This is a genomic window from uncultured Imperialibacter sp. (genome assembly GCF_963974565.1).
GTDB lineage: Bacteria > Bacteroidota > Bacteroidia > Cytophagales > Cyclobacteriaceae > Imperialibacter > Imperialibacter roseus.
In genome coordinates this window covers 110,638-133,796 of the sequence record NZ_CAXBCJ010000019.1, presented here as the reverse complement: position 1 = coordinate 133,796, position 23,159 = coordinate 110,638, and the positions used below count along the sequence as shown (strand labels likewise).

23 protein-coding genes and 1 tRNA gene are annotated in these 23,159 nt (G+C 46.6%); 10 read left to right on the top strand and 14 right to left on the bottom strand.

What is annotated here, in order from left to right:
• The 3 genes from AAC052_RS22150 to AAC052_RS22140 all read left to right on the top strand — a co-directional run.
• On the top strand, positions 1 to 229 hold a 229-nt coding region (locus tag AAC052_RS22150), incomplete at its 5' end, for a hypothetical protein (protein WP_339815539.1).
• Positions 230 to 637: 408 nt separating this feature from the next.
• Positions 638 to 895 carry a type II toxin-antitoxin system HigB family toxin gene (locus AAC052_RS22145; RefSeq protein WP_339815538.1) on the top strand — a complete coding sequence of 86 codons (258 nt, stop codon included), beginning with the start codon at positions 638 to 640 and terminating at the stop codon, positions 893 to 895.
• Between the two features lies 1 nt (position 896).
• A complete protein-coding gene (locus AAC052_RS22140; protein ID WP_339815536.1) occupies positions 897 to 1,253 on the top strand; it encodes a transcriptional regulator in 357 nt (118 codons plus the stop codon).
• Positions 1,254 to 1,283: 30 nt separating this feature from the next.
• On the opposite strand, the gene AAC052_RS22135 is transcribed toward AAC052_RS22140, so the two are convergent.
• From AAC052_RS22135 to AAC052_RS22105, 7 genes are all read right to left on the bottom strand, one after another.
• Positions 1,284 to 1,949 carry a DUF1080 domain-containing protein gene (locus tag AAC052_RS22135; RefSeq protein ID WP_339815535.1) on the bottom strand — a complete coding sequence of 222 codons (666 nt, stop codon included), beginning with the start codon at positions 1,947 to 1,949 and terminating at the stop codon, positions 1,284 to 1,286.
• 20 nt (positions 1,950 to 1,969) lie between these two features.
• Positions 1,970 to 3,076, bottom strand: coding sequence for a glycoside hydrolase family 130 protein (locus AAC052_RS22130; protein ID WP_339815534.1), 1,107 nt, complete (start codon positions 3,074 to 3,076; stop codon positions 1,970 to 1,972).
• Between the two features lie 175 nt (positions 3,077 to 3,251).
• Positions 3,252 to 3,494, bottom strand: a complete 243-nt coding sequence (atpC, locus tag AAC052_RS22125) for an ATP synthase F1 subunit epsilon (protein ID WP_317489485.1) — start codon at positions 3,492 to 3,494, stop codon at positions 3,252 to 3,254.
• A gap of 16 nt (positions 3,495 to 3,510) precedes the next feature.
• Positions 3,511 to 5,022, bottom strand: coding sequence for a F0F1 ATP synthase subunit beta (gene atpD, locus AAC052_RS22120; RefSeq protein WP_317489486.1), 1,512 nt, complete (start codon positions 5,020 to 5,022; stop codon positions 3,511 to 3,513).
• Positions 5,023 to 5,199: 177 nt separating this feature from the next.
• Positions 5,200 to 6,426 (bottom strand): HAMP domain-containing sensor histidine kinase, encoded by a 1,227-nt coding sequence (locus AAC052_RS22115; protein ID WP_317489487.1) that lies wholly within the window; start codon positions 6,424 to 6,426, stop codon positions 5,200 to 5,202.
• 251 nt (positions 6,427 to 6,677) lie between these two features.
• Positions 6,678 to 7,988 carry an ABC transporter permease gene (locus AAC052_RS22110; protein ID WP_317489488.1) on the bottom strand — a complete coding sequence of 437 codons (1,311 nt, stop codon included), beginning with the start codon at positions 7,986 to 7,988 and terminating at the stop codon, positions 6,678 to 6,680.
• On the bottom strand, positions 7,981 to 8,892 hold the full coding sequence (locus tag AAC052_RS22105; RefSeq protein WP_339815533.1) for an ATP-binding cassette domain-containing protein: 912 nt from the start codon (positions 8,890 to 8,892) through the stop codon (positions 7,981 to 7,983). Before AAC052_RS22105 ends, AAC052_RS22110 begins: the two co-directional genes overlap by 8 nt.
• 289 nt (positions 8,893 to 9,181) lie before the next feature.
• Between AAC052_RS22105 and AAC052_RS22100 the strand changes: the two genes are divergently transcribed.
• From AAC052_RS22100 to AAC052_RS22085, 4 genes are all read left to right on the top strand, one after another.
• Entirely contained in the window at positions 9,182 to 11,863 is a 2,682-nt protein-coding gene (locus tag AAC052_RS22100) for a c-type cytochrome (RefSeq protein ID WP_339815532.1), read from the top strand.
• Between the two features lie 248 nt (positions 11,864 to 12,111).
• Entirely contained in the window at positions 12,112 to 12,333 is a 222-nt protein-coding gene (locus AAC052_RS22095) for a helix-turn-helix transcriptional regulator (protein ID WP_317489491.1), read from the top strand.
• The gene (locus AAC052_RS22090) at positions 12,330 to 12,662 is read left to right on the top strand and encodes a HipA N-terminal domain-containing protein (RefSeq protein WP_339815531.1); all 333 of its coding nucleotides are present in this window, start codon (positions 12,330 to 12,332) and stop codon (positions 12,660 to 12,662) included. The genes AAC052_RS22095 and AAC052_RS22090 overlap by 4 nt, the downstream gene beginning before the upstream one ends.
• Before the next feature lie 68 nt (positions 12,663 to 12,730).
• Positions 12,731 to 13,645 (top strand): HipA domain-containing protein, encoded by a 915-nt coding sequence (locus AAC052_RS22085; RefSeq protein ID WP_339815530.1) that lies wholly within the window; start codon positions 12,731 to 12,733, stop codon positions 13,643 to 13,645.
• Between the two features lie 146 nt (positions 13,646 to 13,791).
• Here the strand turns inward: AAC052_RS22085 and AAC052_RS22080 are convergent, their stop codons facing one another.
• The 3 genes from AAC052_RS22080 to AAC052_RS22070 form a co-directional block, all read right to left on the bottom strand.
• A complete protein-coding gene (locus AAC052_RS22080) occupies positions 13,792 to 14,958 on the bottom strand; it encodes an MFS transporter (protein WP_339815529.1) in 1,167 nt (388 codons plus the stop codon).
• A gap of 63 nt (positions 14,959 to 15,021) precedes the next feature.
• Entirely contained in the window at positions 15,022 to 16,560 is a 1,539-nt protein-coding gene (locus tag AAC052_RS22075; RefSeq protein ID WP_339815527.1) for an aryl-sulfate sulfotransferase, read from the bottom strand.
• Positions 16,561 to 16,606: 46 nt separating this feature from the next.
• Positions 16,607 to 18,166: an aryl-sulfate sulfotransferase gene (locus AAC052_RS22070; RefSeq protein ID WP_339815526.1), complete on the bottom strand. Its 1,560-nt coding sequence runs from the start codon at positions 18,164 to 18,166 to the stop codon at positions 16,607 to 16,609.
• Positions 18,167 to 18,330: 164 nt separating this feature from the next.
• Here AAC052_RS22070 and AAC052_RS22065 point away from each other — a divergent pair, with 164 nt between their 5' ends.
• The gene (locus tag AAC052_RS22065) at positions 18,331 to 19,011 is read left to right on the top strand and encodes a sulfotransferase family protein (RefSeq protein ID WP_339815525.1); all 681 of its coding nucleotides are present in this window, start codon (positions 18,331 to 18,333) and stop codon (positions 19,009 to 19,011) included.
• A 469-nt stretch (positions 19,012 to 19,480) separates the two neighbouring features.
• Here AAC052_RS22065 and AAC052_RS22060 read toward each other — a convergent pair.
• The 4 genes from AAC052_RS22060 to mltG form a co-directional block, all read right to left on the bottom strand.
• Positions 19,481 to 19,565: transfer RNA gene (locus tag AAC052_RS22060), tRNA-Ser, on the bottom strand.
• A gap of 8 nt (positions 19,566 to 19,573) precedes the next feature.
• The gene (locus AAC052_RS22055; protein WP_339815524.1) at positions 19,574 to 19,816 is read right to left on the bottom strand and encodes a GIY-YIG nuclease family protein; all 243 of its coding nucleotides are present in this window, start codon (positions 19,814 to 19,816) and stop codon (positions 19,574 to 19,576) included.
• A 385-nt stretch (positions 19,817 to 20,201) separates the two neighbouring features.
• Positions 20,202 to 20,615 (bottom strand): thioesterase family protein, encoded by a 414-nt coding sequence (locus AAC052_RS22050; protein WP_339815523.1) that lies wholly within the window; start codon positions 20,613 to 20,615, stop codon positions 20,202 to 20,204.
• 2 nt (positions 20,616 to 20,617) lie between these two features.
• Positions 20,618 to 21,655: an endolytic transglycosylase MltG gene (gene mltG / locus AAC052_RS22045; RefSeq protein ID WP_339815522.1), complete on the bottom strand. Its 1,038-nt coding sequence runs from the start codon at positions 21,653 to 21,655 to the stop codon at positions 20,618 to 20,620.
• A 129-nt stretch (positions 21,656 to 21,784) separates the two neighbouring features.
• Between mltG and AAC052_RS22040 the strand changes: the two genes are divergently transcribed.
• Both AAC052_RS22040 and AAC052_RS22035 read left to right on the top strand, forming a co-directional pair.
• Positions 21,785 to 22,414, top strand: a complete 630-nt coding sequence (locus AAC052_RS22040; RefSeq protein WP_317489496.1) for an L-threonylcarbamoyladenylate synthase — start codon at positions 21,785 to 21,787, stop codon at positions 22,412 to 22,414.
• The gene (locus AAC052_RS22035) at positions 22,414 to 23,058 is read left to right on the top strand and encodes a WbqC family protein (RefSeq protein WP_339815521.1); all 645 of its coding nucleotides are present in this window, start codon (positions 22,414 to 22,416) and stop codon (positions 23,056 to 23,058) included. The genes AAC052_RS22040 and AAC052_RS22035 overlap by 1 nt, the downstream gene beginning before the upstream one ends.
• The last annotated feature ends 101 nt before the right edge of the window (positions 23,059 to 23,159 follow it).

The window sequence follows — 23,159 nt, the reverse complement described above, 5'->3', positions numbered from 1 at the left end:
AGAGCATCTGACTGTTAATCAGAGGGTCCTTGGTTCGAGCCCAAGAGGAGGAGCAGAAGTAAAGAAAGCCATCAGGGATGATGGCTTTTTTGTGTTTATACTTTTTGAGAATCAATACCGGATCAAGTGGAAAATACGTTCGTCGAAAGTAGAGCACCTGTTGGTTTTGGATCAAGCGGAAAACCTGGGGAGTAAAACTCAAAAGAACATTATTCTATTCAACGATTAGCAGGCAATAAAGAAGCAAAACTGGTTCAATGCGTCCCGCTTGGACCTTTTGCTTCTTTATGCTAACACAAAGTACCGATGCCAAAAATCAACTCCCCCCAGAAATTCAGATTGATCCTTGGTTTTACAATGTACATTTAACTGTTAATCAGAGCGTGCTTGCGGTTCGTCACACGACTCGAGCCCAATACGCCAATCGATGAGGAGGAGCAGGAGAACAGAAAGCCATCAAAAATGATGGCTTTTTTACGATTGAGGCCCTGTTAGTTCATATAGGCGAGACTTTTTGTGGACTCCGAGGTGTGTTTTATCCCGCCTAATAGTTTTCTTTAGGAAAACTTTCTATGTTTGATGTGTGTTCAATATCATAACAAGAAGAACTCTGTTGGAGTACTCAAAAAAATACCTATTGGCAGCGACGGCGCTGTTCGAGTGGTATCACGAATTAGTAAAAGCTGATTTTGAAAGCTTTAATGACTTGAAGGGTGTGTATGGGAATGCCAGTGTGGTTGGTGACGATCGGGTTGTGTTTAACATAATGGGGAATAAATATAGACTTGTTGTCCGCATTGTATTTGAGTTTAAGGCAATCCAGGTCAAGTGGTTTGGCACTCATACTGAGTATGACAAAATAGATGTAGTAACTGTACAATTTAAAAGGAAATAGGATGGAATTGGCGGTAATAAAAAACGAAGCTCAATATGAAGCTTATCTTGAATGGGTGGATGAAATGTTTGACGGAAAGGTGGCTCCAGATTCCCCAGCCGGCAAAAAGGTGGAAGTTGCTTTGCTCCTTATTAAGCAGTTTGAAGATGAACACTTTCCAGTCCCATTACCTGATCCCATAGATGCGATCAGGTTGAAAATGTCGGAGCTTGGCCTCAGGAATAAAGATTTGGTAGGAAAGTATGGGAGCAAAGGGCATATTTCCTCACTTTTGAATAAGCGGAAGCCTTTGACCCTGGAATTGGCAAGACTATTTCACAAGGAATTCAATATCCCGGCGGAGGTTCTGTTATCCTAAAACCTGAATACTGATTTGTTGATGAGTTATTCAATCAAGCTCTTTTATCCTGATGTTCCTAAAATACAACTCTGAGCCATGGCCTAAAAAGCCAATGTAGCCTTTCTTATTTTTCAGACCTGGATGCTCTTTATGGTCCATAGTGCCGTCTTTGCTGGCCTCGGCGATGTCGCCATCCACAATTACTTCGCCATTAAGCGTCACCTTGACTTTGTTGCCCTTCACTTCAACCTCCTGGTAGTTCCACTCGCCAACAGGCTTTAAAAAACCACGCTTAGCCGGGATAACCCCATATACGGAGCCATGGTATTGATAGGGCTGAAGCTTGGAGTACATTTCGGCAGTGTTGTCTAATATCTGCAGCTCCATACCAACATAAGCAGCATCGCCTTCCAGTGGTGTGCGGATGCCCAGACCGTTGTTGGCGTCAGGTGTTAGCTTGAACTCAAAGCGGAAAATGAAATCTCCGTATTCCTTTTCAGTGTAAAGATTGCCGCTTCCACCTGCATCTGTTTTCACTGCAATAGTGCCGTTTTCCGCCACATAATCTTGCTTATTGCCTATCCAGCCAGAGAGGTCTTTTCCATTAAAAAGGAGCATATAGCCATCTTTTTTTTCTTCTTTAGTGAGCTTGTTTTGGGCAAATGAAGCGGTGCTGAAAGCAGCAATAGCCAGAAATAGTGCTAATTTTTTCATTGTCGGACCTATTAAATTTTTTATTCACTTACCGCTACTGCGATTTTAGAGTCAGCGGTTCCGTAATATAAGTACCATTTGCCTTTGAAATTCACTAACCCTTCCAGAAAACACACATTGTTTACCTGACCGGTGATTTCATAGTCTTTATCGGGTGTCATAAAGTAATCGTCGGAGCGGCTTACCACTTCGGCGGGGTCGTTGATGTCAAGAAGAATCTGCCCTGCGGAGTAGGTACCGTCTGCCAAATCAGCCGTTCGGTTTTCTCCAAAATTTCTGCTGTTGTAGATGAGGAGAATGCCCTGGTCGGTTACGAAAGCCTGTGGGCCAGGCTCCACCAGGTCGCTGTCGAACTTGCCCGGCCGTGGGCCGAAAATGGGCTTTAGCTTGTAGTCGGTTACACCAGCCGCATCATCGGTTACTGGCGTCCAGTTGATGAGGTCGTCGGACCAGGCCAGGTAAATGTTGGTGTCGCCCCAGTACATCCAATACTTGCCGTTGATTTTGGTAGCGACAAATTTATCGCCGTCTCTTTTTGTGACAACAGCGCCTGATTTCGACCAAAGGTCAAGGAATTTCCCGTTTTCGGCCGATTGAAAGACCGGGCCATATTTTGTCCAGCTCACCAGGTCTTTAGATGAAGCCACCAGCAGCCGGGCTATTTCGCCATCGTAAGCTGTGTAGGTCATAAAGTAGATGCCGTCGTTACTTTCTACAATCCTGGGGTCTTCGCAGCCACCTTCCCACTCGTATTTGCTTTGATCATCATTTTCGGGGTAGAAAATGGGGGCTGGCATCCTTTCGAAGTGAATACCATCATCGCTGACGGCCAATCCTATGCGGGATGTGCCTGCGTATTTCCCGACCCTGTCTTCGGCTCGGTAGAGTAGATGCACTTGCCCATTTCTTACCAGCGCCGTGGGGTTGAATACGTCCTTCGCTTCCCAGTACACGCTGTCCATTCTCACGGGGCAGAAAAAAGCCGTGCTATCCAGTGCCGTTAAGATGGGGTTGGCATCGTCCTGTTTCACAAAGGGGCCAATTTGCCAGGCGGTAGTTGGCTGGTTGGAGGTGCAGCCGACGAATAAAAAATGCCCGAGAGCTAATAGGATCAGAATTCTTTTCATGAGCAAGTAGGTATGTATAATGTGTCGATAAAAGTAGTCTAAATAGTTGACACCCAGTTTGAATGCCTGGAAAATGGTAACTCAGTCCGCAACAAGGGCGTCAGAGGCCGCTTAAAACGAAAAAAGCCCCTGACAACAAGGGCTGTCAGAGGCTTTTATTATTTGCTTTGATGATCTATTCCACAGATTCTGCAAGAACAATCACATGATTATTCCTTACCTCCACCACGCCACCATCAACCATGAGGATTTTTGATCCTTCCTTGGTTTTGTATATTAAATCTCCCTTCGCCAAAGAGCTGATAATAGGTGCGTGATTGTTCAGCACCTGAAACGAGCCGTCGCTGCCAGGGAAGGTAGCAGCATCAACTTCTCCTTCAAACACTTTACGATCGGGTGTGATAATTTCCAAATACATGTTTTACAGTTTCAGATTACGCTTTAGCAGCTTCAGCCAACATTTTCTCGCCAGCTTCGATAGCCTGCTCAATGGTTCCTTTCAGGTTGAAGGCCGATTCCGGAAGGTGATCAACATCACCAGCCATGATCATATTGAAACCTTTGATAGTGTCTTTGATGTCGACCAGCTGGCCAGGGATACCTGTGAACTGCTCGGCTACGTGGAATGGCTGAGAAAGGAAACGCTGCACACGGCGAGCTCTCGAAACAGCCAGTTTATCTTCGTCAGAAAGCTCATCCATACCAAGGATGGCAATGATGTCCTGAAGTTCTTTGTAGCGCTGAAGAATTTCCTTCACGTTTTGCGCACATCTGTAATGCTCTTCGCCCACGATGTCGGCTGAAAGAATTCTTGATGTAGAATCCAAAGGATCCACAGCAGGATAAATACCTAGCTCGGAAATCTTTCTTGAAAGTACCGTTGTGGCATCAAGGTGAGAGAAGGTAGTTGCCGGAGCAGGGTCAGTCAAGTCATCAGCAGGTACATAAACAGCCTGCACCGATGTGATAGAACCATTTTTTGTAGAAGTAATTCTCTCCTGCATGGCACCCATTTCGGTAGCCAGTGTAGGCTGGTAGCCTACCGCAGAAGGCATACGACCAAGAAGGGCAGATACCTCAGAACCAGCCTGGGTGAAACGAAAGATATTGTCGATAAAGAAAAGAATGTCTTTTCCTTTGCCTGTTCCATCACCATCACGGTAGTACTCAGCCAGGGTAAGGCCTGACAGAGCCACTCTTGCACGGGCCCCGGGAGGCTCGTTCATTTGGCCAAACACGAAGGTAGCCTTCGAGTCAAGTAATTTCTTTTTATCTACTTTGCTAAGATCCCATCCACCTTTTTCCATCGAATGAAGGAAGTCGTCGCCATAGTTTACGATACCAGATTCAATCATTTCACGAAGAAGGTCATTTCCTTCACGTGTTCTTTCACCCACACCAGCAAATACTGAAAGACCAGCATAGGCCTTGGCGATGTTGTTGATCAATTCCTGGATCAATACTGTTTTGCCCACACCGGCACCGCCGAACAAACCAATTTTACCACCTTTTGAGTAAGGCTCGATAAGGTCGATTACTTTGATTCCTGTGAAAAGCACCTCGGTGGAAGTTGAAAGATCTTCGAACCTTGGGGCAGAACGGTGAATAGGAAGCCTGTTTTTGCCTTCAGGCTGGCTGATGCCGTCAATGGCTTCACCAACCACATTGAACAAACGGCCTTTGATGTCATCGCCGATGGGCATGGAAATAGGAGCGCCAGTATCGGTAACTACTATCCCTCTGCTCAAACCATCTGTACTGTCCATGGCAATAGTACGAACCCTGTCTTCGCCCAGGTGTTGCTGTACTTCCAGGATTACTACCTGGCCATTTTCTTTGGTAACCTTAAGGGCATCAAGGATTTCGGGCAGTTTGGAGCCTTCGCCTTCAAAACTAACGTCAACGACGGGTCCAATTACCTGGGTTATTCTTCCGGTGTTCGCCATTATTTTGTGAGTGTTATAAGAATTATGTCACTTTGAATTTCGAAGTGCAAAATTAAACCAATAATCCTTTAAAGCCAAGTTTGATTCCCATCTTGATTCCAAAGAATTTGAATTCTTTTCCGCTTATCTGTGAACCACTTAGAATAGGGCTTAGGGAGGCGATTCTATCCTTCCCGACTAAACTTTCAAAACGATGCGAAACGTGGTCCCTTTGTCCAGCTCAGATGACTTAACAAAAATCTTTCCGGTATGGTAATTTTCAATAATTCGCTTTACCAGTGTTAATCCAAGTCCCCAGCCTCTTTTCTTGGAGGTGTAGCCTGGCTGGAATACCGAACCGATTTTTGATTTGGGAATGCCTTTTCCCGTATCGCTGATGTCGACCATCACTTTGCCCTCATTGGCTTTCAGGATTTTGATTTCGATGGTGCCGGTGCCGCTCATAGCATCCACGGCGTTTTTGCAGAGGTTTTCTACCACCCAGGCAAACAGGGGCTTATTAATGTCGGCTTTGATGTCTTTGTTGGGGAAAGCGCTGAGAATAAACTTTACCCTGGTCGAGACTCTTTTCTGCAGGTAGCTGATGGTTTCCTCCAGGGCGTCGTAAAGATTTTCCTCGTTGAGCTGCGGTACCGAACCAATATTAGAAAAACGAGAGGTGATCATTTCCAGCCTTTCGATGTCTTTGTTGAGCTCAGGGATAATGTCCGAATCTTTGAAGCGATCATCTGTTTTGAAATATTCTACCCATGCCATGAGCGAGGAGAGCGGCGTGCCCAACTGATGGGCTGTTTCTTTGGCCAGCCCCACCCACACCCTATTTTGCTCGGCGGAGCGGGACGAGTTGAAGGCGATGTAGGCAATGAGCCCAAAGAGGAAAATCACTGACAGCTGGATGTAGGGGTAGTAGGTGAGCTGTTTGAGAAGGTCAGAGTTTTGGTAGTAGATGTAGTTGTAGCCTGTTATTTCGTAGTTTTTGTTTTTGTTACGCAGCGTAACAACGATGGGCTCATGGTCTTTCTCCATGTCCTTCAGTGTTTCTGCCAGAATTCTTATTCGTTCTCTTTCAGTTTTTGCCTCGTCCGCTTTTTTAACATTTTTCGACTGCGAGGGGATGCCGAATTCGTCTGCTATAATTACCGGGATTGAGTTGTTGGCTACAATGATCTCATCAAAAATGAAGGTAAGGTTGGACTCACCGTCTTCATTGGCGGTATACTCCAGGGTATTGGCAAAAAGGTCGATAAGCCTTTTTTCTCTGTCCTTAAGGCTCTCAACCACTATGCTGGTGTAGTAGATAGACCCGATGCTGATCAGGATGGCAATTAAAACCACTACCCACTTGAAGTTGGAGTTATCCTTATAAAACTCGAGGGTAGTGGCTTCTTTCAGAGGGTACTGCATTCCGAATATCTTTGGCTATAAGTGAAAGCTAAGATACGGGAATTTTGAGCAGATATTGTCTCGTCAGGTAATTGCATGAAACTCGTTTTTAGGGAGTGTCATAATGCAGTATCCATTGATTATACACCAGATGAATAATTTGAGTCAGGGAGACTTTCAGGTTTCGATTGACCCCTAACCCTTAAGGGAGCGAAACCTGAAAACCTCCTGATAATCTAGTTTGTCAATTCTAGACCATGTGTCGACGTTAATTAATTCTTCATCATAAACCATTTGGCCAGCACTTTGTAATTCACTTTCGTGCCATGCATGAGAATGCCCACCCTGTAAATTCGGGCAGCAAGCCACACGGTAAACATGAAACCACCTGCCAGGAGCGTGACAGAAAGCAGAAGCTGCCAAATGGGCACGCCGAAGGGTATCCGCATCATCATAACGACTGGAGAGGTTAGCGGAATCATGGACATCCAGAAGGCCAAAGACCCATCCGGCTCGTTCAAAACCGCTCCCAAAGAAACGATCGAAAGAATGAGTGGCAGCGTAACAGGTAGCATAAACTGCTGAGAGTCGACTTCTGAATCTACTGCCGAACCTACTGCAGCAAATAGTGAACCGTAGAGAAGGTACCCGCCAAGGAAATATATCAGGAAGAAGAAGAGCACCTGTGGGATGTTGATTGACCCAATGGCAGTCATGATCTTAGCGAACTCATTTTGATCGGCCGCCGCTGCCTGCACTTCGGCCATGCCAGGTTGGGCGTTCACCATGCTATTTGCAGCCTGTGGTTCGAAGCCAAACACACTGCTGAGCACCGTAGTAATCGTAAAAGTAAGGAGCGTCCAGAGCAAGAACTGTGTAAGCCCAACGGCACCAACTCCGATTATTTTCCCCATCATGAGTTGGAAAGGCTTCACAGAGCTGATAATTACTTCAATGATACGGCTGGTTTTTTCCTCGATAATGCCTCGCATGATTTGGGCGCCAAAAAAGAAAATGAAGAAGTAAATCAGCAGCGATGAAATGTAACCAATACCGGTAGCGGCTATGGAGCTACTTTCCTGCTCGCCCTGGTCGGTGATGCTGATGGTGGCGATGTCAACTTTCGCCTTCAGGTTGTCGAGCACTTGTTTATCGAGACCTGATTTCTCCAGCTTGATATTTTCAATTTTTTGCCTGATGCCCCATTCCAAATCGCCAATGACACTTAGACTGGGTTTCGACGTGGAATAGAACTGAATGCCTTGCGGGTTGTCGATGTCAATATTGGGAATGTAGAGGAATCCGTAATACTCGCTGCCTTCAAGCGATTGCTTAAGGGCGTCAGGGTCTTCATTCACAAAAGAGTATTTGATCTCGTCGGTGTCGGTCAACACGGTTTTGAATAAGCCGGATTCGTCAACAACCTCAATGACCTTTTCATCGCCATCTCTGGTCGCAAGCCAGGTAGGCACGATGATAAGCAAGGCAAAAAGCAGTGGGCCTACGATGGTCATGACAAGAAATGACTTCTTGCGCACCCTGGTGATGTATTCTCTTGCTATAATGAGTGATATCTTATTCATGGCCGCCCTCCTGTACTTTTTGGATAAAAATTTCGTTCATGCTGGGTATTTTTTCAACAAACTCATGCACTTCCACCTGGCTGATGAGTGCCTTCAGCAAATCATTTGGCCCGAGAGCCGATTTGATCTGTATGGTCGAGTGAATGGCTCCTTCCACTTCCTCAGTACTTAAAGTGTCAAAGTCGGCGGGCAGTCCATTTACTTTACCATGGTGGAGCACATTGAATGTATTGGACTTGTAGGTTTCCTTGATGTCTTTCTTTGGCCCCTCAAGTATTTTCTTAGACTTGTTGATAAGGGCAATATGGTCACAAAGCTCTTCCACCGACTCCATGCGGTGGGTGGAAAAAATAATGGTAATACCCTTTTTCTTCATTTCAAGAATTTCATCTCTGATCAGGTTGGCGTTCACAGGGTCGAAGCCGGAGAAAGGTTCGTCGAGGATAATTAGTGAAGGCTCGTGCAACACGGTGGCAATAAACTGCACTTTTTGCGCCATGCCTTTGGATAGATCTTCCACGGCTTTGCCCCACCAGCTAATGATATCGAATTTCTCCATCCAGGCCTTTATCTTTTTGCTGGCCTCGCCTTTGCTCATTCCCTTGAGCTGTGCCAGATAAAGCAGTTGCTCACCCACTTTCATTTTTTTGTAGAGACCCCGCTCTTCTGGCAGGTAGCCAATGCGGTGCACATCTTCCAGCTCCAAGGGCCGACCATGAAACATGACCTTGCCCTGGTCGGCCATAAGGATTTGCGTGATGATGCGAATAAGGGTGGTTTTGCCGGCGCCATTTGGGCCAAGCAGTCCGAAGATGGTGTTTTCGGGAATGGTGATGCTTACATCATCCAGCGCTTTGAAATCGCCAAAGCTCTTGTGGATGTGTTCTGTAACGAGAATGTTCAAGGCTTATAGTAGTTTGGGTTGACTGATTGAATTTAAAATAGCATTTAAAATATTAGTGATGAAGCTAGTGGGTTTATTACAGAAAGTGAAAAGGAAATTGGCACTGAGATAGAAAGTTTACCAAATGGTAATCGACGGATCTGGCCGCTTCTTGCTCCAATTTCACATCTATCCAGGCAAAGCTTGATTTTTCTTTGCTCTGTTATCGCCTTTAAGCAAATAACTGGTGTTCAATCTGAAAGTATTTTTTAGATTTAGTTCTTATCCTAAACACCTAACATTAAACTGCATGAAGTTCACCATTTCCCAGAGAATACTAGCAGGATTGTCTGTTGCTCTTTTTGTAAGTCTTTTCTCAGCTTGCGAGGAAAAGAAAGAAGCCGAAACAAAGCCTGTTCACCCCAAAGTTGCCAAGCTGAAGCTGCTGCCCGGCTTTGAGGCCGAGCATTTGTACAGCCCTTCCGAAAACGAAAATGGCTCGTGGGTGGCTATGACTTTCGACAACAAAGGCCGCATGATCACCTCCGACCAGTACGGCTGGCTCTACAGACTGGAAATCCCAGCCAAAGAGTCGGGGGATTCGCTCAGGATAGAGCGGCTGAAGGTAGGCGATCTTAAGCCAGCGCTAAATGATACTTCTGCTTTCAAAATAGGCATGGGCTACGCTCAGGGGCTGCTCTATGCTTTCAATAGTTTGTATGTGATGGTCAACCACTGGGGCAATGAGGAGTTCGAAAAAACAAGTGGCCTCTACAGGCTACAGGATTTGGATGGTGACGACCAGTTTGAATCAATCACATTAATTAAGTCTTTGAACGGTGCAGGCGAGCATGGCCCTCACAGTGTGGTGCTGGCACCCGATGGAAAATCTATTTATATAGTTGCTGGTAACCATACCGACGTGCCGGAAATGGATGCTTACCGATACCCAAAAGTGTGGCAGGAGGACAACTTGTTTCCTTTGATCAAGGATCCACGAGGCCATGCCAACGACCGGATGGCACCAGGTGGGTGGGTGGCCAAAATAAACCCCGAAGGAACTACCTGGGAGCTGGTAAGTGCCGGCTACCGCAACCCGTTTGACATTGCGTTCAACGAACAGGGTGAGCTCTTCACCTACGATTCCGACATGGAGTGGGACTTTGGTATGCCGTGGTACAGGCCCACACGCATTTGTCATGTAACCAGCGGCAGTGAGTATGGCTGGCGCACAGGTAACAGCAAATGGTCGCCCGACTACCCCGATAACCTGCCGCCAGTGATCAATATTGGTCAGGGGTCGCCAACGAACCTCACTCATGGGAAGAATTCGAAGTTCCCCACCAAGTATCAAAAAGCGCTGTTTGCGTCCGATTGGAGCTTCGGTATTATCTACGCCATTTTCCTAAGTCCTGACGGGGCTTCTTATACCGCAGAGCCACAGGAATTCCTGTCTGGTGTTCCGCTACCACTCACAGACGGTATTTTCGGGCCTGACGGCTCATTGTATTTTCTCACCGGAGGCCGTCGGTTGGAGTCGGATCTTTACAGGGTAACCTACACAGGCGACGAGTCGGTAGCAGCTCCTGCCGTTGCAGCAGCCACCGAATCTGCCACCATACGAAAACAACTGGAAGCCTACCATGGCGAACCTCAAGCCAGGGCCGTGGATTTTGCCTGGCCTTACCTGAGCCACGACGACCGGTTTGTTCGCTATGCAGCAAGAATGGCTGTAGAGCACCAGCCCGTTAGCGAATGGCAAGCCAAAGCGCTGGCAGAAAAGCAGCCGGTAGCACTGACACAGTCGATGATTGCCCTTTCCAGACATGGCAATAAAAACCAGAAAGATGCAGCATTGAAAGCGCTGGCATCGGTAGATTACAAGGTGCTCAGTGAAATGCAGCAAATCGATCTTTTGCGTGCCATGGAACTGGTGATGCTAAGAATGGGTGCACCAGCAGGCGAAGTGAAAACGCAAGTTGTGGCCTATTTGAATGAGGCCTACCCAGCCAACTCCAACAAGCTGAACCGTGGACTCAGCAAGCTTTTGATATACCTCGATGACCCTAAAGGAACTGAGAAAACACTCGCTTTGCTCGAAAATGCCAAGGATGACCCGATAGAAAAAACAGCCAGTGCTTCCGCCGACTTGATTTTGAGAAACCCACAGTACGGAATGGACATTGCTGGGATGTTGTCGAAAGTGCCTCCTGCGCAGCAGACTTACCTGGCAACGGTGCTCAGCTCCGCTAAAAGTGGATGGACCGCCGACATGTCAGACAAGTATTTCACGTGGTTCAACAAAGCGTTTGGTTACAAAGGAGGCGTTAGCTACGTGGGTTTTGTAAACAAAGCCAGGCAGGCAGCACTTACCCACGTACCAAAAGACAAGCTAGCTTATTACGATAAGCTTTCTGGTGGTGACCTGCTAACGAACTCAGGTAACGACCTGGCCAGCAATGCCCCATCACCTAAAGGCCCCGGTAGAAACTGGACAGTTGATGAAGCGCTGCCATTGATAGAGGGAGATTCAAGTGTCAGAAACTTTCTGCAAGGCAAAAATATGTACGCTGCCACCAGATGCATTTCTTGTCATTCGATGCAGGGTGAGGGTGGCGGCATTGGCCCCGACCTGACCCAGCTTGGCACCAGATTCTCTAAAAAAGACATGCTGGAGGCCATCATCGACCCTAACAAAGTGGTGTCTGATCAGTATGCCTCCACGGTCTTCACCATGAAAGACGGCAGCTCCATTGTTGGGCGCCTGACCAATGAAACTGATGACGCCTATGTCATTTTTCAAAACCCATTTGCTCCGGAAGTAACCCGCACCATTCCTAAGAGTGAGGTGGTGAGTACGAAGTACTCTTACATTTCGCTGATGTTCCCCGGGCTGGTGAACAGGCTCAATGAGGAGGAGCTGAAAGACCTGCTGGCGTATATAATGGCTGGGGGGAATGAAGGGAATGAGGTGTTTGGTGGAGGGGAGTAGGAACTCAGCGGGCTTTTTAATCGAAAGCAGCTATCGTGTAGAGCAAGGTGAGTGGGGACACTCACCAGGGCGATAGCACAATCCTGGTTGTGGCCTCGTGTCTTCACGTGCCACTGCGGGCTTGAAGATGCACACCCGGGGTGACGTTTTCAGTTTCCAGGCCACCGAAACAATCAATAGTGCATTATATAGCTCTTTTGGTTGCTTTTCCCTGAAAAAAAACATACTTTTGTATTGAAAAGAGCAGTATGATGCACTTTATGGAGATGCATAAGATCGTTAAAGATCGTAGGGAGATGATGCAGGTTACCCAGGAAACGCTCGCAGAAATTTCCGGTGTGGGGTTGCGTACCATCAAGCAATTTGAAACTGGAAAGGGGAATCCTACCCTTCAAACGCTTCAAAAACTGGCCGATGTTCTGGGAATGGAGGTTCGCTTGCAAGTGAAGAATACCCTTGATAGCAAATGAGAGCGGCTAACATATTATTTAAGGACCAAGTAGCTGGTGTGCTCATGCAACAGGATGACGGAACCTTTATTTTCCGGTACCTTGATGATTGGATGGCGGATAGTAGCAAGCCAGCTATCAGTCTGACTTTACCCAAATCACAACAGGAACATCATTCCAGCTATCTTTTCCCCTTCTTCTTCAACATCTTGCCTGAGGGCTCCAATAAGCAAGTAGTTTGTCATCATATGAAGCTTGATGCTGATGACTATTTTGGAATCCTCAGGGCAATTGCAAAAACAGATGCCATTGGAGCAATCAGGGTTGTTAAGGTGGAGGGCCAGCCATGAGGTTGCCAGAAATAAAATATTGCCCGGGAACGCTGGCAGCTGGTTTTAATACCTATAGCAGAACCTGTTTGAAGAGAGTTTTCAGTGGCAAAAAGGTTTATCATGTGCTGCCCTACGAGTCTCCGTCGGACAATCCTGAAGCGGATGAATTATTCCAGGAAAATACAAAGCGAATATCCATCTCGGGTGTTCAGGAGAAATTTTCGGCACTGCTGGAAAAGAACAAACTCCGATTGGTCAATGAAGGTGAAAGGGGGACTTACATCCTTAAGCCTGTTCCGTCGGTGGGAAAGAAAGCTGATCAAATGCCAGCCAATGAGCATTTAACAATGCAAATAGCCCGGCAGGTATATGGCATAGAAACAGCGGAGAATGCCCTTATATTTTTTAAGAATGGATCGCCAGCTTACATTACCAGGCGGTTTGATGTCAAGGAAGATGGAAGCAAAAGAGCTCAGGAAGATTTTGCTTCGCTGGCAGAAAGAACGCCGCAAACTCATGGTGAGCATTACAAGTATTTGGGCAGCTACCTGGAGCTTTTTCAGCTCATGAAACGCTATGTGCCCGCCTACAAACTGGAGGCACCTAAATTGTTCAAGGTGCTGGTTTTTAACTACCTGTTTTCTAACGGAGACGCTCACTTTAAAAACTTTTCCCTGTTGGAAACTCCACTGGGAGACTATCGCCTGAGCCCGGCGTATGATTTACTAAACAGTAGAATTCATATTGACGATAAAGATTTTGCTCTGGAGGGTGGGCTGTTGCCTGGCAAATTAGGCCAGGGCAGCATACTCCAGCAGTTCTTCACATTGGCTGACCAGGCTGCCATATCGGAAAAACAAACAAAAGATATGTTTAGCCTATTGAAGTCAGGGTCCGACAAAGTAGAAAAATTAGTTGCCGCCTCGTTTTTGAATGAGGCCACCAAACGAAATTATTGGCAGGCCTATCAAGCCCGGTTAAAACGAGTGTCGGGCGAATGAAAGGAACTAGGTGATTAGGGCAGGGGAGTGACTGGATTGGAGAGTGGGGCACTCACCAAGGCGATAGCACATTCCTGGTTGTGGCCTCGTGTCTTCACGTGCCACTACAGGATCGATAAGTCAATCAGAACTCATGCGGTGTTTAGTTATTGAACAACTGCCTTCCCCGCCTTACTAAAATGAAAAATAAGGAACGCAGCCGAAATAGCTAGCATAAGAATGGCGGCGGCCATAAAGGTTGATGACAGTCCCAAAACGCTAAGAACCGGGAAAATAATGACCGGGGAAATAAACTGTCCGAAAAACCAAAAGGTTGTCAGCTTCCCAATTTCCTTGCCCCTTATTTCTGGCGGGGCTATTTTCATCACCCACATGTTGGTATTGGGAATCATCATGCCGATACCCAGCCCCGAAATCATCATCGATAGGATCACCATGCCATAAGTCTCCGAAATGGAGATGCACAGATAGCCGATAGCCATTAGTCCATAGCCCAGTACAAAAACAGCCAGAAAGCTGAGCTTTCCTTTGAGTTTAGCATATGAAATGGAGGACATGGCTGAAAAGGCCGTGCTGGTAGCAATGGCTGCTCCTATCAGGGCGTTTTTCTCCACTCCGATGGCCTTCAGGTGGAAGGGGATTTGCACGGGAATCAGGAAGAAGATAATCCACATCGTCATCGTGTTGAAAAACAGCAGCCAAATGATGCCAGGAGATTTTGCGCTGTCCGAGGCTGCTTTGGTAAACACAGCAACGCCAGGTTCTTTTAGGAAAATAATGCTCAAGGGAAGCACCAGCAGTGAGAAGAGATAAATAAGAAAGGGGGCTTTCCAACTGATATCGGCTAGAATTCCTCCAAGACCAATGAATAGGATACCTCCCAGCGACATAAAGGCTACTTGCAAGCCAACAAATTTTTGTCGCTCCATTCCTTCGAAGTAATCCGCAATGAGAGTGATCACAATTGTCATCGACATGCCAACGGCCACTCCCAATAAAGCCCTGGAGATGAGGATATGGTATATGTTGTTTAAAAAATACCCTCCAGACCCTGTGATAGCATACAGCGCCAACGCCAGCCATAGCAGTCGCAGCCTGCCATAGCGATCAATCAATCCGCCGGTGATGGGCGAAAAGATGGCGATGAACAGCGCAGGGATGGTTAAAACCAGCTTCACGAGAAAGTCGGCGTTCTCCACGCTGCCGAAAGCTACTGCCATATGTGGCAGCGCCGGGGAAATGGTAATGACAGACATGATGGTTAGGCTGCTAACCAGCAAGAGGGTAAGTTTTAATTGCCAGGTATTTTGCATGATGGTGGGTTGAGGAAAATGAAATTGACATAAGCCGTTGCAAGCCTATGCCAATCAATTAGCTTACTTCTTTGGCTCTTCTTTATAAGGGGCGGGCTGTGGGCTCAAGGGAGTTAATTCTTTGCCGACCACGGCTGGGTGATCCAAAGGAATATGGATCGCTCTGAAAATTGCGTACTTAAACGGCCCCACTGGCTGTGGCGACGTGCCATCCTCCATTTTTACATTCCCTGCAAAAGGAGTGAGATAGTCCCAAACGATATTTCCGGCAGGTGTCACTTCGCTCATTCGGCCTTTCACACCTTGTGCCACAAAGGTGTTGCCGTTTGGCATGCGATGAGCACCAGAAATAAAAGGCGAAAACCCGCCAATGCTGTCTTTGTCAACATAAGACCAAATCAGCTGTTCCGGCCCGTATGCCTGCCCTGCGGTTATTGCATAATTGTTACCTTGTACAGGCGCTTTGAACTCATAAACTGAAGAAAATGGCTTTTTAGAATTAGGCACTTGATTATTGAAAACCATCAGGTTGCCACCGCCAGGGTAGCCTGTGGGAATCCATTGTACATCATGCTGACCGCCAAGTCTTGTATGGGTGCTGTCGCCACGGGCATAATTTTCCGGATTGCCCCAGCGATAAAGAAAATCTCCGCCTTTGCCTGATTTTCCACCACTGTGGCCAGCGGCTTCTTCCGTTGTTGTGCTGTGATCTATGATAAACACCTCTCCTAAGTTCGGTGAGCTAAGCACAATTTGGTCAAGTGCTGCGTTGTAGTTAATGGCGTTGATATGGAACAAGTCTGATCCACTGTTATCAACTGTAGCATTGGTGGCTACGTTGTCGGTGGCTTTCAACTCTGCCAGCTCCTCCGCAGTAGGCACATTTGGTTCATGACCTCCGGCATTAATATCCAGAAGCTCCGGATGTTCCGAGAGTGCTCCATAGTTGTCACCAAGGCTGTCGTGGCTCTGGATAAGGTGATCCCAAATATGCCATTCCCACACAATAGACGCATTGTCGGCTCCTTCAGGATGTAGCTCCACCACAAAATCAGGCCACAAACCCGCTTTGGGAATATATTCAGCCTTTCTTCCCGCTTTGATCGCTTCTTCAGGGCTCCGGGCTTCCCACCCGATTGCCAGAATATTTCCATTTGGCATTATGGCTACATCATGGTGTGCCAGATAGTCCTGGGTAGCGAAGTGATAGTTCCAGACCAACTCTCCGTCCCAGGTGAACTCCTGCAGGTAGCCGCCCTGTCCGCCACCACCAAACACGGGTGCTTTTGGGTCTCTGCCGCCTCTCAGCAGGTTGCCGTTGTCTTTCAAATAGACCCAGCCCGAGGGGCCATACTCACTTTCCCAGGTATGTACCACTTCCCCATCTGTATTCACCAGGTAGGTCGTGGAGCCGAGCAGCGGACTAAAGACTACATAACCTTGGGTAGCTTCTGGTATGTTTTTGACAAGCCCTCTTGTAATGCCAAGTCCACCAATATTGGGTGGTTCAGCTGGTGCTTTTTCTGTCTCTTTTGGGTTTTGGCAACCGGCGAGTCCGGCTACCAACAAAATAAGGGTCAGTGATTTGACTGATTTAAACATAAGTATAGATAGGTTACTGTTGACTATTTATTCAATGAATGTAAAGTTATTCTTTGGAAGGAGGAGGCAAAAGGAACGGCTCTGGTTGGGGGCTCAAGGCAGTCAATGTTTTGCTTGCAAATGCAGGGTGATCAGCAGGAATGAAATTGGCCCTGAAACTACTATAGACCATTGGCATTAAAGACACGGGGTCTCCATTGAGTTTGCGGATTTCACCTCTGAACGGATTAAGGTATTCCCATACTGTTTTGCCTTCTGGCGTCACTTCGAAATACCTGGCCCGGGCTCCTTCGTTGATAAATGTATTTCCGTTCCTTAACCTTTCAGCGCCTGAAATGAAGCTGCTGTAAAAAGACACACTGTCAGGTGCTGTATATACCCAAGTGGGTTTTTCCGGGCCAAAGGGCTTCCCGGTTTCCATTATGTATCCACCTTTTTCGTCAATTGGAGGCGTGATCTCATAAATTGCTGAAAAGTTGAGGCTATCGGCTCTGCCGTCAATGTCGTTATTAAAGATTGTAAGGTTGCCTTCACCTGGTCTTCCTTTTTCTACCCAACGTACGTCATGCTGATGGAAGAGCATCTGGCCGGTCGAATCGCCTCTTCCATAGTTTTGCGCATTGCCCCAGCGATAAAGAAAGTCGCCTCCCTTCCCGTATTGCCCGCCTTGATGGCCCGCAGCTTCTATTGTTGTAGTGCTATGGTCGATAATAAAAACTTCACACAAATTGGGAGAGCTGAAAGCAATCTGGTCCAGTTCGGGATTGTAGTTGATGGCATTGAAGTGGTAAATATCCGAGCCCCTGTTGTCGGCAGTTTGATTTCTCCATTCGTCGCCCTTGGCTTGGAGGATGTCCATGCTGTCCTGAGAGATTGGAGGAGGGAGAGCTCTTCCTAGTTTGGAGTCCAAAAGCTCCGGATGTTCCGCAGGGTTGCCGTAATTGGCCTTAGTTGCGTCGTAGTTTTGTATCAAATGATCCCACACGTGCCATTCCCATACAATATTTCCACCTCGTTGCCCCTGGGGTTCAATTTCCACAATCTTATCTGGCCAAAGGCCTGCTTTTGGAATTGTCTCAGGGTTTTTACCAGCAGCAATCACTTCTTCCACTGTTTTGGCTTCCCAGGCGATAGCTAGCACGTTGCCGTTTGGCAGCACTGCTATGTCATGGTGAGCGTGGTACTCATCGTTAGCATATTCAAAATCCCACAGGATTTTGCTGTCCCAGCTGATTTTTTGCAGCCTCCCTGTCTCGCCGCCGCCGGCAAATACAGGAAAATCCGGATCATATACATTCTGAACCAGGGAGCCATCAGACATAAGGTATGCCCCCATCACTCCGTAGTTTGACTTCCATTGGTGTACTACTTCGCCCTTACGGTTGACAAGATAAAACAGCGGCGAGTTTGCAACAGGAAATAAGGCGTAGCCATCCATCAAGCCCTCTGAGGTAATGGTTAGCCCCCTGGGCATTCGGTGACCAAACATGTTTTGATCCTTCTTTTCGGAGGTGTTTTCCAGAGGTGTTTCTTTGGTTTCGGGAGAGCAGGCGGATAATAAAAGCATGCCCGCTACAAGGTGTAGAAAGGTAGGTTTAAAATTCATAAGTAGGTCGTTAGCGTTGGTTATTTCATTCTGGTATAACAGAATGAAATTCTATAAATCTAATAACTTTTAAATTATTATTCTGAGATTTTTCTAATGGGAGAAATACTATTTAAAGTAAAGATTACTACTTTAACAATATTATAAACTAACCTACCTGGAAAATGTCAATCAAAATTATTGGGGCTGGGATGCCGAGAACCGGCACTAACACCCTGAAAGCGGCCCTCGAAACCCTGGGCTATTCAAAAACTTACCACATGAAGGAGCTGCTGGTGCACCCGGACAACCTTCATTACTGGACTACCCTGGAAACCACCAAGACTACCGATTGGGACAGCTTGTATGATGGCTATCAGGCTTCTGTGGATTTTCCCTGTTACCCCTGGTACAAAGAGCACATGCTTAAGTACCCCGATGCCAAGGTAATTCTGACTGTGAGGCCTTTTGAAAAATGGCACACCAGTATTTTGAGCACGATTTGGAGAGCTGGCCCCCAGTCGCTTGGTGAGAAGCTAGGAATGCTCGCTAAGCTACTATTCAATCCAAGATTGAGAAAAGTGATTAAGTGCGTAAAGCTAGCCAAGAAGATGATTTTTGAAGTGCATCTGGAAGGCAGGCTGGAGGACAAAGCTTTTGCAGAGAAAGTTTTCAGCCAGCATATTGAAAATGTAAAAGCACATGTGCCGGCAGACAAATTGCTGATTTATGATGTGAGTGATGGCTGGGGCCCGCTTTGTAAGTTTTTGGGCGTAGCCGAACCCAAGGAGCCCATTCCTCACCTGAACAAGAAAGAGAACTTCAAAAACATGCTGGCCGGATTAATGAAAGGCGAGATGGTTTAAAATTGAAATTGGAGGATGTTGTAATGAAAACCCCGGCAAGAGCTGGGGTTTTTTATTTGGGAAGAGAGGACGAGACGTTCAGAAACAGGAATCAAACGGAAAATCTGGGGAGGTTGCCCTTAAATCCAATATCCCAAGTGGTCATAAAAAAGCAAAAGGTCCAAGCCTATCCGACTGGAGAAGCCCGGCCGGGCGAGACGCATTGAGCCAGTTTTACTTTTTTATTTAAACACAAACGAAACGTTCGATCCGTAGAAATACAGATTGGCCCCAAAAGATGGCAATCGATGCTGGGCTAAAAACGCAAAAAGCCCAGTGCAATGCACCAGGCCTTTGTTTGAGCAGAGGAGGAGGGATTCGAATCGCAACGGCGAACCGCCCCGGAACCTCGCTGTTCAACGGTGAATTGTGTGATGTTTGGAGAGCTACAAACAAAAAGAGCCGGACTTTCGTCCAGCTCTTGTTTGAGCAGAGGAGGAGGGATTCGAACCCCCGGAACCTCGCAGTTCAACGGTTTTCAAGACCGCCGCATTCGACCGCTCTGCCACTCCTCTGTGTTTGGTCAAATAATACCTTTATCTTTTAAAAACCGATAACCATCTATCGATTTGAAAAACATTTCTCTCTTGTAGGCCTCGGACTTTGTTTCAAATTCTTCATAGTAGAGAATTTTCCACGGTCTTTTGGCTTTAGTTGATCTTACTTTTCCACCATTATGTTTTTTCAACCGCTCAAGCAAATTGCTTGAATGACCATAATAATGAGTCTGATCAACCTCACTTTTCAATATGTATGTAAAGAACATTGTTTGAGCAGTTCAACGGTTTTTCCCGAAGGGATCCCTTTGGGGCAAGACCGCCGCATTCCCCCAAAGGGATGCCTGTGGCAGACCGCTCTGCCACTCCTCTGTTTGCCGTTCTTCAAACGGATTGCAAATGTAGTGGTTTGGGTGATATATGCCAATAGGCAGGAAGAAAAAAAGTATTCAGTGATCAGTAAGTAGTAGATAGTAGTGAGCCGCATCACTTTATGCACTTTAAATCTTCGTACTCGCCACATACTAAGCACGCCACTGATTACTGATTATTTCCTGCCATTTACCACTTACAGTTGAGATTAGAGCTGCTTTTTGAACTTTCAGGTGATTGAAGACGCACCTCATTGGTACCCCGCCTATTACTGAATACTCCTTACTGATTACTGAAATACGGTTCCAAAAGCTTCCCCATCACCTCCGGCATGCGCATCGGCCTGTTGGTTTCCATGTTGATAAACACCAGTGTAGTTTCTCCCTGGTTGATCAGCTTACCAGCTTCATTCAATATTTCATACTGAAAAAGAATCTTCAGCGTCGGCTTTTTTGGGATCACCACTTTAACAGTCAGCAGCTCGTCGTAGCGGGCAGGCAGCAGGTAACGGGTGTGCAGCTCCAGCACAGGCAGCATCACGCCCATTTCTTCCAGCTTTTTGTAAGAGAATCCCAGCGACCGAATGCATTCCACCCTGGCCACTTCGTAGTAAGCAGCATAGTTGCCATAATAAGCGTAGCCCATCTGGTCTGTTTCTGCGTAGCGTACCCTCAGCTGGGTTTCGTGGGTATACATATTTAACGGAATATTTTGGCTTTGTTCAAAGCGTCCTGAAAACGCTTTGCATTCTTGTTGTGATCAATCAGGTTGGTGGCAAATGCATGATAACCCGAAAAATCTTCTCTGGCACACATATACAGGTACTTATGCTTTTCGTAGTTCAGCACGGCTTCAATATTCTGAATGGTAGGCATGTTGATAGGGCCAGGAGGCAACCCGGCATTCCTGTAAGTGTTGTAGGGCGAATCTATTTCGAGGTCTTTGAGGAGTAGTCGCTGGATGGCGAAATCGCCAAGGGCGAATTTGAGCGTAGGGTCAGCCTGCAAGGGCATGCCTTTCTTCAGACGGTTAAGGTATAGCCCCGCAATGGTGGCACTTTCCTCACCCTTAATGGACTCGGCCTGCACAATAGCGGCCAGCGTCGATACCTGCACAGGCGTCATTCCCAGGGCATCGGCCTTTTCTTTCCTTTGTGCACTCCAGAATTTGGTGTACTCACTGTGCATCCTGTCCAGAAATGCCTTGCCGGTAATGGTCCAATACACTTCGTAGGTGTTTGGAATAAACATACTGATGAACGTTTGCTGGGTGAAGCCATAGGCCTCAGCCACCGAGTCACTAAGCAACAAAGCCTTGAGTTCCTCTTCCGACATCATCAGGTTTTTGCTCAGCTTCTCAGGCAACTCACTCATGAGGCGCACATTGCTGAAGGTGATGTCAACAGGTTGTTGCAGCCCCGCCCGAAGCATCCTGATGGCTTCGATATTGCTCATGTCTTTTCGGATGATATAATACCCCGGCTTCACCGCCTCATGGTAGTTCATCAGCTTGGCAAGGAAGCTGAAGGAAACCAGATCGGTCACATAGCCATTGTCGTACAATGAGTTTTGCACATCCTTGAAAGTAGCTGCTTTCTCGATAATGAACGGCTTATCCCCTTCTGTTTCAGTTAAAAAATTGGGAGTGAAGAGCACCTGATAAGCGTAAAAGGCAAATGATGATACCAGGGTGGAAAATACCACTATTGCCCCAACCAATACGTTGCGTTTTGTCATACCTGTTTAACTTCAGTTAACTTAGCGGCTTCAAAGTTTAGTGTATTTAACAGGATTTGGAATTTTTTGATGCAAAAAGATTCTTTTCGGGTCAGAAAATGTTTCTGAAGAAGGCAAAGAGCTAACCATATGAGTGCAGAGTTGATAAGAATACACCCCGATAATCCCGACATGAGGAAGATCGATCAGGTGGTGGAGATATTGAGAGACGGAGGAGTTATCATTTACCCGACCGACACTGTGTACGGAATGGGTTGTGATATTTTCAATCAGAAGGCCATTGAGAAAATTTTGCGTATTAAGGGGCTGAAAATGAAGAATGCTAACCTGTCTTTTATTTGTTACGACCTTAGTCATATTTCGGAATACACCCGCCACCTGAGCACGCCTGTTTTTAAAGTGATGAAGAAAGCGCTCCCGGGGCCTTTTACATTCATTTTGGAAGCTAGCAGCCGGGTGCCAAAAATTTTGCATGCCAATAAAAAAACGGTCGGCATTAGGGTGCCAAACCACAATATTCCCAGGGAAATAGTAAATGTGCTGGGTAATCCGATTATCACTACCTCCATTCACGATGAGGACGAGGTTGTTGAGTATTCAACCGATCCGGGTCTCATTTTTGAAAAATATGAAGACCTGGTAGATGCAGTGATTGACGGCGGCTATGGCAACAATGTGCCCAGCACTATTGTCAATTGCGTCGACGACGAGTTTGAGGTGATCAGAGAGGGGCTTGGAGATTTTAACCAGTTCTTATAGTGGGCGCAGAAAAAATTGTGGTTTGCGAGTTTCCGCTATTGCCATGCATTGAATACTTCGCAGTTTGGGAAAGCTTCGACAAAGTGATTTTCGATGTGCATGAAAACTACATCAAGCAGTCTTACAGAAACCGGTGCATCGTCCTTGGAGCCAACGGCCCTCTGGCGCTGACAGTGCCCGTGCGCCACACAGCTCCCAAAATCCCTTTTCACGAAGTGTTGATTGATAACAGCATTTCATGGCAGCGGCCTTTTTGGAAGGGCATCCTTTCCGCTTATGGCAAGTCGCCTTTCTTCGAATTTTTTGGGGAAGATTTTCAAAAGGCGATTCTGAGTCCGACAGACAGGTTGCTTGATTTTAATGAAAAGTTGCTGTCATTATGTCTGAAATGCGCCGGACTGTCAGACAAATTTTTACAGTCAGAAAAATATTTATTGGCAAAAGATTTTGATTTTACCGATTTGAGGTCGAAAATTAGCCCCAAGAGCACTAATGGGGAAATTGATCATTTCGTGCCTGCTGTGTACCAGCAAAACTTTGGCAGCGAATTTGTCCCTAACCTCTCCATTCTCGATTTAATCTTTTGCGAAGGCCCTAATGCATTACATATTATTAAGAAGTCCTCAGTAAAGTGGCCTTATTAGCTTAGTAAATTGTGAACTGAACATTTGGGAGAGGGGCGTTGTTAAATAGATTCAAATCGACCATCAATTAGTAGTAATTGCGCTACTAAAAAATTATTTTT